Origin of the sequence: uncultured Chloroflexus sp. (assembly GCF_937951745.1) — a bacterium.
In the GTDB taxonomy this organism is placed as follows: Bacteria; Chloroflexota; Chloroflexia; order Chloroflexales; family Chloroflexaceae; genus Chloroflexus.
The window spans coordinates 72,882-86,095 of sequence record NZ_CALFBQ010000049.1 but is presented as its reverse complement, the minus strand read 5'-3'; the positions used below and the strand labels follow the sequence as shown (position 1 = coordinate 86,095).

Genomic DNA, 13,214 nt, shown 5'->3' with positions numbered 1-13,214 from the left:
TTGACAACAATGTTTTTAATGGTTAATGAATTGTAAAATGTGAAAATTAGAACTCAAATAAGAAGTTTAACTTATACAAATCACATACATAATCTTAACCCATTGCTTATAAATGATGCATTGAATCGATACAAAAATTTTGCGCTTTCTAGTTGGTAATTGCACGATCGCACATTGGTGTTCTCCCGATTGGGGTGCCGCTAACGGATTGGAACAACAAGGGCGTAAGCGCATGCATAAAGGAACATGAACGCACCTTTTCTCATAATCGGGGAAAGAGGCAGAGGGGAGGAAGATAGCACACAAGAGAGGTTTTTGTGCTCTGATCACGGCGTGAAAGGTGTGCGAGCGGGTAGCAACTCCTCAATAAATGTCCTCGATAGTTCTGCAATTCATCTCAATACGGGTAAACTCGGACTATTCACGCTACAATGTCTATGATTGACAATAGCGGTTGGTATAGGAGCATTATGACCGTTGATCTATTAACTCTATCCATCGCCCTCAGCCTTGCCAGCGTCTTGCAATGCGCCGCCTTGATCGGCTTGGCGCTGGCCAATCGCGGACGGGCCGGGCTAGTGTGGTGGGCAGCGGGTATGGGTGTGTTAGCGTTTGGCTTGCTCATCACCACCTTGCGCGATGTTGCCGAAGTGCCGCTCGTGTGGCACGCGGTGAGCAATACGCTGGTTGGTGGCGGCATGCTCTTGCTCTACCACGGTGTCGAGCGATTTTTCGGCGATCGCGGCCATTTGAGCCGCTTGCTACTGATCTGGCTGCTCATCCTAATCGCTAACCTTCTGCTGGCGTTCACCGGTGATACGCCGCCGTTACGGCGGATCCTCTTTTCCGTGGTGATTGCACTCTGCTCTGTCTTGAGCGGATTGCGCTTTTGGCGCGCATCGCGCCCTGATATGGATTCGATAGGGTTATTTCTTGCGATCGTGTTCTTTGCCAACGGGGTATTTTTTGCGCTGCGTGGCATCGCCTCGGCTACCGACGTTAATTGGTTGGTTGTCTCGCCGTCATGGCAAACCGCTACCTATCTCTTCTCAATAGCGACAACTACCCTCTGGACGTTTGGCCTGATCTTGTTGGTTAATCGTGAGCTGGTCATTGAGCAACGCGAGGCGTTGCAACAATTGGAACAGGTCTTTGCCGCGCAACCAGATGCGGTATTGCTGTCGCGGCTAACCGATGGCGCGTTTGTGAAGGTCAATCACGGCTTCACACGGATCAGCGGTTATACGGCAGAAGAGGCGTTGGGGAAAGACGGGGTAACACTTCATATCTGGCATTCGCCGGAGGATCGGCGCAAGTGGGCTGAGTTAATATGGCGTGACGGGTATTGCGCCGGCGTAGAATTTCAATTTCGCCGACGTAATGGTGAATTACGCACCTGTCTGCTCTCTTCGCAAATGGTGATGATCCGTGGCGTGCCGCATGCAATTAGCATTGTCCATGACATTACTGAACGAAAGCAAATCGAAGAAGCGTTGCGGCGTAGTGATGCTCGCTATCGTCTAATAGCAGAAAATACGACTGATGTCATCTGTTTGCTTGATACACAAACGGTTCGGTTTACGTTTTTCAGTCCTTCGGTTGAGAAACTGATCGGCTACTCGGCAGCAGAAGCGTTGCAGTTGTCGTTGTCCGATGTTCTCACCCCTGAATCGGCGCAGCAGGTACAATCAGCGCTGCGTTACATGTTACACCATTGGGACGGCGATCTTGTTACTGCGCCGCCGTGGATTGCTGAGATTGATGTGGTGCATCGCGATGGTCACGTGGTCCATGCTGAGATTATTACCTCGTTTGTACGTGACGAACAAGATCGTCTGGTAGTGCTTGGGGTAGCGCGTGACATTGCTGCACGCAAGCAAGCCGAAATTGAGCTACGACTGGCTCGCCAGCAAGCCGAGGCGGCAAATCGGGCCAAGAGCGCCTTTCTTGCCAATATGAGCCATGAATTGCGTACCCCACTCCACGCAGTGTTAGGCTTTGCCCAATTATTGAGCCGTGATGATACATTAACCACAACCCAACGAGAGTATCTTGAAATCATTAATCGTAGTGGCGAGCATCTACTCAAACTTATTAATGAAGTGCTTGATCTAGCTAAAATCGAAGCCGGTCGTTACGTGTATAACGCAGCGCCGCTTGATGTCCGGCAACTCGTTGTCGATCTCCAAGTGTTATTTCGTCCCCAGACTGAAGCGAAACAATTGCAATTTACCGCTACCTGCGCGGCTGAGATTCCGTCGGTGATTGTGAGTGATGAAGCTAAAGTGCGCCAGATTTTGATCAATTTATTAGGGAATGCAATAAAGTTTACTGAACACGGAATGGTGCAGTTGCGCGTTGAGTTAGAATCGGCCAAACGGGTGTTGTTTATTGTGGAAGATACAGGGGTTGGTATCTCTCCGTTAGAGCAGTCGCAGCTCTTCCGACCATTCTTTCAAGGTCAACATACGGTACAGAATGCTACTGCCACTGGGGTAGGGCTTGGATTGAGCATTAGTTATGAATTGGCCCGTTTAATTGGCGGTGATCTGACCGTATATAGTGAGGGGATAGGGCATGGAGCGCGTTTTACCTTAGCACTACCCCTTCGAACACCAACTACCTCACCATTGACACTGCCTGAAAAATCGTCAGCTCCTCGGGTAGTACGGCTGAAAGTTGATCAGCCGCTCTACCGTATGTTGGTAGCCGATGATCAACCGGCCAGCGCCTTGCTTCTGATTACACTGCTGCACCGACTGGGTTTCGTGGTGCAATCGGTTGCCGATGGTCAAGCAGCATTAGATGTATGGCGCAGTTGGCAACCACATATGGTTTGGCTTGATATGCGGATGCCACGGATCGATGGACTGACGGTAGCGCGTCAGATCCGCGACATATGTGCTCAGGATCCGGGGTTGCACCGTCCAGTTGTGATTGCGCTATCAGCCCATGTATTTGGGGATACGCTATCGCAGATTCGTGAGGCCGGTTGCGACGATTTTATTGCGAAGCCCTTTCGTGAGCACGATGTCGTTCAATTAATCGAGCGGTACTTGCACGTCCAGTTTGAATATGCAGAAACAGCCACCCCTGCCATCCCAGCCATCACTGAACAAGGCTACCATCCTGAGTGGTGTCAGGCACTGTCGCAGGCAGCTGGTGAAGCTAACATTCGTCGCTTGCAGGCATTGGTTGCCCAAATCGAAACTGATCGACCTGAGGATGCACATCAGTTACGTCAATGGATTGAAACATTTGACTATCAAGCAGTGATTCATTGGCTTGAAACAATAACTACTTCTCAGTCTACAAGCCATACGGTATAGTTGTAAGACAGATAGATGGTAGGGCTGTATATGCTGCCTATAGATAACACCGGTCAAGCACATGTCAAATCATCATTCACCAGTCATCCTCATCGTTGATGATACTCCGGTTAACCTGCTCTTACTGACCCAATTACTCGCCGGTCAGGGCTATGACGTTCGTCCGGTGACCCAAGGCACGGTCGCGTTAGCTGCTGCTCGGACTATTCGCCCCGATCTGATCTTGCTCGACATTCGTATGCCGGATATTGATGGCTATGCTGTTTGTCAAGAGTTGAAAGCCGATCCGGAAACCAGTCACATACCGGTTATTTTTGTCAGCGCACTTGACGATACCGATGACAAAGTGCGTGCATTTGAATGTGGCGGGGTTGATTACGTCACTAAGCCGTTCCAGCCGGCAGAGGTGCTGGCGCGGGTACGTACCCATCTAGCGCTCGCGCAAGCTCGGGCTGCACTCGAGATGGCTAATCACGAGTTGCAGCAAGCGCTAGCCCGTGAAGCCGCTCTGGCGCGCATCGATTGGCTCACCGGGGTGTACAATCGTAGCCACTTCTACGAACTGGCGACGCACGAATTGGCGATTGCGATTCGGTACGATCAACCCCTCGCAATCTGTATGTTCGATATTGACCACTTCAAGCAGGTTAACGATCGCTACGGCCATCTGATCGGCGATCAGGTCTTGCGGGCAGTGGCGCAAACGGTAGCGCGGCAGATCCGTGCTGCTGATTGCATCGGTCGCTTCGGCGGTGAAGAGTTTATCCTGCTCTTGCCAAACACGAATGTGACATCGGCCTTGCTGTTAGCCGAACGTCTGCGTATGGCGATTGCCGGTCTGTACATAAACACCGAAAAGGGTGAGATTAGGGTAACGATCAGCGGCGGCGTTACTGAGCGCCAACCAGCCGATACCTTGATCGAACGCTTGATTGACCGGGCCGATCAAGCGCTGTATGCCGCGAAGCGGCAAGGACGTAATTGTGTAGTAGGAGTGTAACCTCACGCTGCGGCAGATCGGCGGCTATGGTATACTTCCTAGCAGATGTATTGGAATCTATGCGGTTTCGCCGCCGGTTGAAGCATACATGTCAGATCAACTCCACATCCGTAACTTCAGTATTATTGCCCACGTTGATCATGGCAAGACGACGTTGAGCGACCGCCTGCTTGAGCTGACGCGCACGATTACCGAACGCGAGCAGCGCGAGCAATTGCTCGACTCGCTTGATCTTGAGCGTGAAAAGGGCATTACGATCAAGTTGAAGCCGGTGCGCATGGAATACCGTGCCGCCGATGGTCAGCTTTACCAACTGAACCTGATCGATACACCCGGTCATGTTGATTTTAGTTACGAGGTAAATCGTTCGCTGGCCGCTTGTGAAGGTGCATTGCTCGTCGTTGATGCTTCGCAGGGTATCGAAGCACAAACACTGGCCAATACCTATCTGGCGCTGGAGAACGATTTGGTGATCATTCCGGTCGTCAACAAAATTGATCTCCCCGGTGCCCACCCCGAAGAGGTAGCGCAAGAGATCGAGTCGGTGATTGGTATCCCTGCCGAAGAGGCGATCCTCGCTTCGGCCAAAGAGGGGATTGGGGTACCTGAGATTCTCGAAGCGATCGTCAAGCGTATCCCTCCGCCGCGTGGTCAGCGTCAATTGCCAGCCCGCGCGCTCATTTTCGACTCGCATTACGATCCGTACAAAGGCGTTATTGCTTATGTCCGCGTGGTTGATGGTGTTTTTACTAGCCGTGATCGGGTACGATTTATGGGGACTGGCGCCCAAGCCGAGACGCTCGAACTGGGTATCTTCCGCCCGGCGATGACGCCGCTGAACGAGCTGGTCGCTGGCGAAGTCGGCTATATCGCGACCGGCCTCAAGAGCGTAGCCGATTGTCAAGTCGGCGATACGATTACGCTGGCTGAGAATCCGGCCAGCGAACCGCTTCCCGGCTATCGTCCGGCGAAGCCGATGGTCTTCGCTGGTTTGTACCCGATTGACTCGAACGCCTACCCTGAGTTGCGCGAGGCGCTCGAACGGCTCAAACTCAACGATGCCGCGCTCTCGTTCCAACCCGAAAGCTCGGCGGCACTCGGCTTTGGTTTTCGTTGCGGTTTCCTTGGCCTGCTCCACATGGAGATTGTCCGCGAGCGGCTGGAACGCGAGTATAAGCTCGATCTGCTGATTACCGCGCCCTCAGTGGAGTATCAGGTCTTGCTTTCTGATGGCGAGATTGTCACGGTCGCCAACCCATCTGAGATGCCCGATCTGTCGCGGATCGAGGCGATTGAAGAGCCGGTGGTTGAGATTAGCGTGATCGCGCCGGTGCGCTACATCGGCACGATTATGGATCTGGTGACGACCCGCCGCGGCGTCTTCCTCAGCATGGATTATCTCGACCCGACGCGGGTGCTTTTGAAATATCGCATGCCGTTGGCCGAGATTGTGATCGATTTCTACGATCAACTCAAGAGCCGCACGCAAGGGTATGCTTCGCTTGATTACCATCTAGCCGGCTACCAAGAGGCCGATCTGGTCAAGCTCGATATCTTGGTCAATGGCCAGCCAGTCGATGCGCTGTCGCTGATCGTGCATCGCGATTTTGCCTATCAGCGCGGGCGCGATCTGGTTGAACGGCTGCGCCAGTTGATCCCGCGTCAGATGTTTGAAGTGCCGATTCAGGCGGCGATCGGTTCGAAAATCATTGCCCGCGAGACCATCCGCGCGATGCGGAAAGATGTCTTGGCTAAATGTTACGGCGGTGACGTGACACGCAAGCGCAAACTGCTCGAAAAGCAAAAAGAGGGCAAAAAGCGCATGAAGATGGTCGGCAGCGTCGAGATCCCGCAAGAGGCGTTTATGGCGATCTTGTCGCTGAATGAATCGGGGAATGAGCGGGAACGGTAGGGTGGAATAAAGGGGCGGAATGAAGGGCCACAGTACTGCTGTGCCCGTACCGAGATGGGAAGGATGGGCACAGCATTGCTGTGCCCGTACCGGTTTGATATGCGGAGAATAAGATAATGCGTCGTCTGATATGGTTGTTTGCTCTCTTGCTGCTGGCAGGTTGCCAGAGCGTAGTGAATGGCCGCCAGTGGGAAGATGCCGGTTCGCCAGTAGCGTTTCGGCTGGGTTCGCAGGTTTATACCGTGGCTGATGTGAATACTGAAATCAAGCGCGCGATTGGCGATGGGGTGGCGAATGCCCTAGCGGCTGGCCAGACCCGTGAGCAGATTGAGCAGATTGTCGTTGAAAACGATCTCCGCCGGCAAATTTTTGACCAGATGATCCAGAACGAGTTGCTGCTGAATTATGCTCGCCGGCAAGGCATCGGCGTTGATCCGGCGGCGCTCGACGAGACCATTTTCAGACGCTTACCAGCCGATGCTGCGCCGGCTGAAGTGAGCGAGTTGCGCAGCACGCTGGCACGTGAGCAGATCGTATTTGAAGTGATTGCACGCAATACCCGCGCTGATATGGCTCGTGTGCGCCATATTTTAGTGAATGATGAAGCGATGGCGCAGGCGATTTTGGCCGAGTTGCAGGCTGGCGCTGATTTTGCCACGCTCGCGGCGACCCGTTCGCGCGATACCGGTTCGGCGGCCAATGGCGGCAATTTGGGGTGGGCAACCCGCGGTGATTTTGTGCCGCAGTTTGAAGAAGCGATCTTTACCATCCCGCTCAATACCCCGCAGATTGTCCAAACCGACTTCGGTTTTCATGTCGTCGAGGTGCTCGAACGCGAGCTACAACGTCCGTTCGAGTCGTTTGAACACCTGCGCACGCGCCAGAATGCCGGCCAGTTCTATCAAGAGACCTTTGTGCCATGGTACGAAGAGTTGCGCCGGCAAGCCGAGCAGAGCGGCGAGTTGCAGATTGCCGCTGGTTTTGACCCCAATGCGCTGCCGATCCCGTTCCCTGAGACGCCATGAGTGCTACGTTGACCGCCTTGCTGAACGCGGCGCTGGCGCATGGCTTGATCGACCCAGCGGCAATGCAGGTGTGGGCCGTTGAGCAGTTGTTGCAACCAATAGCAGCGCCAATGGCGACCACAGTAGTACCGTGGGTAGAACAACAGGGGATAGGTGTCTATCAGCCACCGCGGTTACCTTACCCGTTAGCCACTCACGTCTCGGCGCTCATTTGGGGAAAGGTGGCCGCGTTCGATTTGCCGGCGTTAGCGACCCTACTGGCTGAACGCTATCCGCCGCACCATTCGCTCACGCTGATGCTAGCGCCAGATGAGCGCGTAGTACCATTGGCATTGGCTGAGTTAGCGACAACAGTCTTGCCGGCAGCTTCAGCCCTAGCCCTGATTGTGCCGGCTCTCGCGCTAGAGGATGACCGGCGCGGGATTGATCGCCTGCGTTGGGTGATCACACGCTTGCTTGGCCCCGACGGTTGCCCGTGGGATGTGCGCCAAACCCATCAGACCTTGCGCAGCGCCTTGCTCGAAGAGGTTTACGAGGCGCTGGAGGCGCTCGATGCCGGCGATATGGCCTTGCTACGCGAAGAGTTAGGCGATGTCTTGTTGCAAGTCGCTGTGCATAGTGAGATGGCGCGCCAAGCTGGTCATTTTTCGCTTGAAGATGTGGTACAGCACGTGGCTGATAAGCTCGTCTTCCGCCATCCCCACGTTTTCGGTACAACCGCTGTCGCCGATCCCGGGCAGGTGTTGCGAAATTGGGAAGCGCTCAAGGCCCAAGAGCTGGCAGCCAAAGGCAAAACGCGGTCTAGCGCGCTCGATGGTGTGCCGGCAGCTTTGCCGGCCTTGGCTGCCGCCCAAGCATTGGCACGGAAATCGATTCGAGCCGGTTTTACGTGGGCCACCATCGAACAGGTATGGGCCAAGGTCGAAGAGGAGTTGGCCGAAGTGCGCGCTGCGAGCAATTCCACCGCGCAGATGGCCGAAATTGGCGATTTGTTGTTTGCCATTGCCACGCTGGCCCATTGGTTGCATATTGACGCTGAGACCGCGTTGCGGGAAGCCAATCTCCGCTACAAACGCCGCTTCCAAGTGGTCGAGCAGATGGCTGTTGAACATGGACGGGCGCTGCGCGATTGCACGCTCGACGAGATGATCGCATGGTGGGCGGCAGCCAAAGCTCGCAGTGATGGACAGTAGTATGCCGCCGCCGATCCCACTCTATCTGAACGATGTGGTGCAGTTACGCAAGCCGCATGTCTGTGGCGGCGATACATGGCGCATTGTGCGTCTTGGCGCCGATATTGGTCTACGCTGCGAAACATGTGGCCGACGGGTGATGTTGCCGCGGGCCGATCTCGAACGCCGGATCAAACGGTTTATTGTGCGAGGGAACAACGAATAAACGAGTGATTGGTTCGTTCGTTGACAACCTCGCTAATCGCGGTATGATGGCAGTGTCGCCATTATATTGCGTCTATACACACTATGCGAATCTTCAATCTGCTCTTCCAAGCGGGTTATCGTAAGCCACCGTTCCTTGTGAACATTACAACGCTGGTAAGCCGGACGTTGCTGTTTGGCATGCTGTGGCTGTGGCTAGTTTCCGGGGTCACGGCCCAGTCAGTGCGGCCAGTCTATCTCGTTGAGTACGATGGCGTCTTAAGCAGTTATGCTGCCAACTATATTCGCCGTGCGCTGCGTGAGGCGGAAGCGGCTCAGGCACAGGTGTTGATCGTTCAATTAACCCCGCGCGGCGCGGTGTTGCAAGAGGCGCGCGCGTTAGCGAACGATATTGCCGCAGCGAGAGTGCCGGTGGTCGTCTACATCAGTCCTGCTGGCCATGATGCTGGGGCGGCTGGCTCGTGGTTGTTGCCGGCAGCGCATGTAGCGGCGATGGCTCCCAATAGCCGGTTTGGGATTGCTGCGCCATTACTTGTGCCAACAATGGGCTTGGGTGAGGCGACACAGGATCTCCTTCTTGGTGAACAATTGCAACAATTTGAAGCATGGGGCGCGGCTCGCAACCGTAATGTCGATTGGGCAGAAACGGCGCTGCGCAGCGGCTTTATCGCGACCGCAGCGCAGGCGATTGAACCGAATCCGCCGCTGATTGATGTTGTTGTGCGTGATCGAACTGAATTGTTGCAACGTTTAGAGGGGCGGGTTGTGACATTGGCCGATGGCTCGCAAATTGTTCTTTCAACCCTTGGCGCGCGCCCGTTTGTGGTTGAGGTCAATCTGATAGAAGCTGTGCTGTTAGTGTTGGCAAACCCTACGATCGTCTTTATTCTGCTCATCATGGCCGGCTTGGCTTTTTATGCCGAGTTTCTTAGCCCGACGGTCGGTATTTTGGCTGGCTTGGGCGTGTTGTTGCTAATTGGTGCCATTGTTGGGATGATCGCACTGCCGGTACAATGGCTGAGCGTGATCGGGATTCTGATAGCCTTTGGTCTGGTCGCAGCCGATCTCTTCGTTCCGTCGCATGGAACCCTGACCGTGATTGGGGTGGGAGTTATGATCGCCAGCGCATTAACGCTGTTCGATGCAACGCAGGCGCCCGGAGTCGCAGTGGCGTTGTGGGTGATCATGTTGGTGGCAGTGCTGATTGCGATCTTCGCGATAACTGGGGTATGGCTGGCGTTACGCTCGCGTAACCGGCCGGTGACAACCGGGGAGGAAGGATTGATTGGGCGGTTGGCCGAGGTGCGTAAGCGCCTTGATCCAGAAGGTATGGTATTCGTGGAAGGGGCGCTCTGGCGGGCAGTGTGCGAAAACGGCACTGCTGAAGAGGGTGAATTTGTGCGGGTGACCGGGATCTATGCGTTACGGTTGACCGTTCGGCGGATTGAACCGTCTGAATCGTCGTTGCCGTCGTCGTAGCGGTGCGGGACTGCGCGCCGCCATAGTCATTTCGTGACGGAAAGGGGTATTTCATGAATGTCACATTTTTCCTCTTGGCATGTTTGGCAGTGTTGGCGTTTATCGCGTTGATGATCTTGCTCTCGGCTATCAAAATCGTGCCTGAATATGAGCGGGGGGTGATCTTCCGGTTAGGTCGGCTAATGGGGCCGCGTGGGCCGGGCATTTTTTTCGTAATCCCGGTCTTCGAGCGCATGGTGCGGGTTGATATGCGTGTCATCACAATGGATGTGCCGGTGCAAGAGGTGATCACGCTTGATAACGTGACTATCAAGGTCAATGCGGTGCTCTATTTCCAAGTGATCAATCCCAACTGGGCCGTGACCAAGGTCATGGACTACATCCGGGCCACGATGCAGATCGCGCAGACGACGCTGCGGAGCGTGGTTGGCCAAGTCGAACTCGATGAGCTGTTAGCGAAGCGCGAGAAAATTAATCAGAAGCTGCAACAGATTATCGATGAACAGACTGAGCCGTGGGGGATTAAGGTCACAATTGTCGAAGTAAAAGATGTGGAACTGCCGCAGAACATGCAACGGGCCATGGCCCGCCAAGCCGAAGCCGAGCGTGAAAAGCGGGCCAAGCTCATCCATGCCGATGGGGAGTTGCAGGCGTCGCGCACATTGGCTGAAGCGGCGCGGGTGATCGCTAGCGAGCCGGTGACGTTGCAACTCCGCTACTTGCAGACGCTGACTGAAATTGCGGTTGAGAAAAACAGCACGATCATCTTCCCGCTGCCGGTTGATACGCTAAAGCCCTTCTTCAACACGATGAGTCAGGTGAATAGTGATGTGCGCCATTCGGCGGATTAAGCAAAGGTGGCGCGCGCCGTTTTCCTGCGATACAACGCATAGTTGAGGGACGATATGCGCATCGTCCCTACCGGCGAGCAATGATAGTAATGCTGGCAATCAGTAGAGCAGCGCCAACTATGCCGGTGGCGGTAAATCGTTCGCCGAGCAACAGCATGGCTAACAGTGCTGAACCAAGCGGTTCAAGCAGCGTGATCGTCGCGGCTGTCGTGGCGCGCACGCTGCGCATCCCGCGCACATAGAGCGCGTAGGCCAAGGCCGTCGGCACAATGCTGAGATAGATCAACACCAACCAGCCCAATGGTGGGTAATCGATTACCAAGCCGGTGGTGAGGGCGGCAGGCAAAAGCAAAAGCGCGCCCAGTGCAAACGATAACGCCACCGGCACCACCGGATGGTAATTGGCGGCAATCAGGCGTGCACCAAGTACGACTAGACTGTACGAGAATCCGGCAGTTAGTGCTAACGCCCCACCGATCAGCAAATCAGCAGTTGACTGTACCTGTGGCGCGCCGCCGACCAGCAACCCCGCGCCGAACACGGCGCCGCCAACCGCCAGCCACGTGCTCGGTCGCAGCCGCTCGCCGAGAAAGATGCGCGCTAATAAGGCAGTAAAGATCGGCGCGCTACAGATGTTGATCAAGACCGCCGCCGCCACGCCGAGAGAGGGTATCGCGGCAAAGTAGGCAACCTGATAACCGGCAAACGCGCCCCCGATCAGGGCTAGCGTCCAACGATGGCGCGGTTGGATGCGAAATGCTTGCGGGCCGGCGAGCAGGCGGGCAGTGATGAGCAATACCGGCGCCGAGAGCAGCAGCCGCAAGAAGCCAATCGAGAGCGAGTTTGTGTCAGCGACGCGGTAGAGCCAGCCTACAGCAACCCCAATCGTTCCCCACGTCAGCGCAGCGATGACTACCATCGCCACATCAAAAGGCCGTTGCGCTTCATCAAAGCGATGCATAGCGGTCATGTTCTCTCGTCAGCACAGTGAAACATAAACCAATCGCCCCCGTGAAGCTCACGGGGGCGGCTCTATCACACGCAGACCTGCTTAATCAAGATAGCCGCGCAATTTCTTGCCGAGGTGAGGGTGACGCAGCTTGCGCAACGCGACCGCCTCAATTTGGCGGATGCGCTCGCGGGTGATGCCAAACTCGATGCCAACCTCTTCGAGGGTGCGGTAGCGACCATCTTTGAGACCGTAGCGCAATTGGATAATCTTGCGCTCGCGCTCGGGCAGCTTCATCAGCACCTCTTCAAGCTGTTCGCGCAGCAAGGAGGCAGCCGCCGCTTCAGCCGGAGTCGAGATGCGATCGTCTTCGATAAAATCACCCATTCGGCCTTCGCCCTCTTGGCCGACCGGCATCTCCAGCGAGAGCGGGTGCATACTGGCTTCAAGTGTGCGACGCACCTTACCCGCCGAAATACCCATAGCATCGGCAATCTCTTCCGGGGTCGGCTCGCGCTGCATCGTCTGCTGGAGGCGATGCGAGGTGCGCTTAACTTGGCTAATCGCTTCACCCATATGAACCGGCAAGCGAATGGTGCGGCTCTGATCGGCGATAGCGCGGGTAATCGCCTGCCGGATCCACCACGTAGCGTAGGTACTGAACTTGTGGCCCTTTTTGTAATCAAACTTCTCAACTGCCCGCATCAAGCCAATATTGCCCTCTTGCACTAGATCCATCATTGTCAAGCCATACGAGGTATATTTCTTGGCAATACTCACTACTAGCCGCAAATTGGCCTGAATCAAGTGATGGCGGGCATCTTGCCCTTGCTGGACGGCGCGCTCCAATTCAAAACGTTCGCGGGCAGATACATACTCTTCGCGATCGAGCCGTTGGCGAGCCGCAGCGCCGGCCTCCATCGCTTTTGCTAATTCAACCTCTTGCTCGGCGGTCAGGAGCGGTACTTGCCCAATCTCTTGCAAATACATTCGTACTGGGTCATCAAAGGCAATATCACCGAGATCGGGCAATTCGGCAATTAATTCATGCTCTGCATCTGGTTCAAAATCAGTCGGCCCTTCAAGCTCATCAGTTGACTCGATGACTTTGATCCCCTCGGCTTGCAGCATTGCATAGAGCTGATCAATCTCGGCAATGTCGTGCTCCGGGTGGGGAAAGGTGGCAAGAATGTCGGCGTGGGTAATATACCCGCGCACCCGTGCTGCGGCGAGCAGTTGCTCGATCATCGCCTCTGACTCCGGTGTAGCTTT

General features: G+C 55.0%; 10 protein-coding genes. 8 read left to right on the top strand and 2 right to left on the bottom strand.

Features of this window, described 5'->3' with window-relative positions; genetic code table 11:
• Positions 1-470: 470 nt before the first annotated feature.
• From Q1A59_RS12610 to Q1A59_RS12575, 8 genes are all read left to right on the top strand, one after another.
• Positions 471-3,329 carry a PAS domain S-box protein gene (locus Q1A59_RS12610; protein WP_299645079.1) on the top strand — a complete coding sequence of 953 codons (2,859 nt, stop codon included), beginning with the start codon at positions 471-473 and terminating at the stop codon, positions 3,327-3,329.
• Positions 3,330-3,390: 61 nt separating this feature from the next.
• Positions 3,391-4,329 (top strand): diguanylate cyclase, encoded by a 939-nt coding sequence (locus tag Q1A59_RS12605; protein ID WP_298401264.1) that lies wholly within the window; start codon positions 3,391-3,393, stop codon positions 4,327-4,329.
• A gap of 88 nt (positions 4,330-4,417) precedes the next feature.
• Positions 4,418-6,241, top strand: a complete 1,824-nt coding sequence (lepA, locus tag Q1A59_RS12600) for a translation elongation factor 4 (protein ID WP_298401266.1) — start codon at positions 4,418-4,420, stop codon at positions 6,239-6,241.
• A gap of 116 nt (positions 6,242-6,357) precedes the next feature.
• Positions 6,358-7,266, top strand: a complete 909-nt coding sequence (locus Q1A59_RS12595; protein ID WP_298401268.1) for a peptidylprolyl isomerase — start codon at positions 6,358-6,360, stop codon at positions 7,264-7,266.
• Complete coding sequence (gene mazG / locus Q1A59_RS12590) at positions 7,263-8,459, top strand: nucleoside triphosphate pyrophosphohydrolase (protein WP_299645078.1); 1,197 nt, start codon at positions 7,263-7,265, stop codon at positions 8,457-8,459. The genes Q1A59_RS12595 and mazG overlap by 4 nt, the downstream gene beginning before the upstream one ends.
• Before the next feature lies 1 nt (position 8,460).
• Positions 8,461-8,664 (top strand): DUF951 domain-containing protein, encoded by a 204-nt coding sequence (locus Q1A59_RS12585; protein ID WP_298401273.1) that lies wholly within the window; start codon positions 8,461-8,463, stop codon positions 8,662-8,664.
• 83 nt (positions 8,665-8,747) lie between these two features.
• Positions 8,748-10,142 carry a nodulation protein NfeD gene (locus tag Q1A59_RS12580; RefSeq protein WP_298401274.1) on the top strand — a complete coding sequence of 465 codons (1,395 nt, stop codon included), beginning with the start codon at positions 8,748-8,750 and terminating at the stop codon, positions 10,140-10,142.
• A gap of 53 nt (positions 10,143-10,195) precedes the next feature.
• Complete coding sequence (locus tag Q1A59_RS12575; protein WP_298401275.1) at positions 10,196-10,993, top strand: slipin family protein; 798 nt, start codon at positions 10,196-10,198, stop codon at positions 10,991-10,993.
• Between the two features lie 67 nt (positions 10,994-11,060).
• Here the strand turns inward: Q1A59_RS12575 and Q1A59_RS12570 are convergent, their stop codons facing one another.
• Together Q1A59_RS12570 and rpoD are read right to left on the bottom strand one after the other, a co-directional pair.
• Positions 11,061-11,963, bottom strand: a complete 903-nt coding sequence (locus Q1A59_RS12570) for a DMT family transporter (RefSeq protein ID WP_298401278.1) — start codon at positions 11,961-11,963, stop codon at positions 11,061-11,063.
• Between the two features lie 81 nt (positions 11,964-12,044).
• Positions 12,045-13,190, bottom strand: a complete 1,146-nt coding sequence (gene rpoD, locus Q1A59_RS12565; protein WP_298401282.1) for an RNA polymerase sigma factor RpoD — start codon at positions 13,188-13,190, stop codon at positions 12,045-12,047.
• Positions 13,191-13,214 lie beyond the last annotated feature (24 nt).

Excerpts from the sequence above, each read along its gene's own strand:
- Q1A59_RS12610 (WP_299645079.1), top strand. The coding sequence starts at position 471 with ATGACCGTTGATCTATTAACTCTATCCATCGCCCTCAGCCTTGCCAGC.
- Q1A59_RS12605 (WP_298401264.1), top strand. The coding sequence starts at position 3,391 with ATGTCAAATCATCATTCACCAGTCATCCTCATCGTTGATGATACTCCG.
- lepA (WP_298401266.1), top strand. The coding sequence starts at position 4,418 with ATGTCAGATCAACTCCACATCCGTAACTTCAGTATTATTGCCCACGTT.
- Q1A59_RS12595 (WP_298401268.1), top strand. The coding sequence starts at position 6,358 with ATGCGTCGTCTGATATGGTTGTTTGCTCTCTTGCTGCTGGCAGGTTGC.
- mazG (WP_299645078.1), top strand. The coding sequence starts at position 7,263 with ATGAGTGCTACGTTGACCGCCTTGCTGAACGCGGCGCTGGCGCATGGC.
- Q1A59_RS12585 (WP_298401273.1), top strand. The coding sequence starts at position 8,461 with ATGCCGCCGCCGATCCCACTCTATCTGAACGATGTGGTGCAGTTACGC.
- Q1A59_RS12580 (WP_298401274.1), top strand. The coding sequence starts at position 8,748 with ATGCGAATCTTCAATCTGCTCTTCCAAGCGGGTTATCGTAAGCCACCG.
- Q1A59_RS12575 (WP_298401275.1), top strand. The coding sequence starts at position 10,196 with ATGAATGTCACATTTTTCCTCTTGGCATGTTTGGCAGTGTTGGCGTTT.
- Q1A59_RS12570 (WP_298401278.1), bottom strand. The coding sequence starts at position 11,963 with ATGACCGCTATGCATCGCTTTGATGAAGCGCAACGGCCTTTTGATGTG.
- rpoD (WP_298401282.1), bottom strand. The coding sequence starts at position 13,190 with ATGATCGAGCAACTGCTCGCCGCAGCACGGGTGCGCGGGTATATTACC.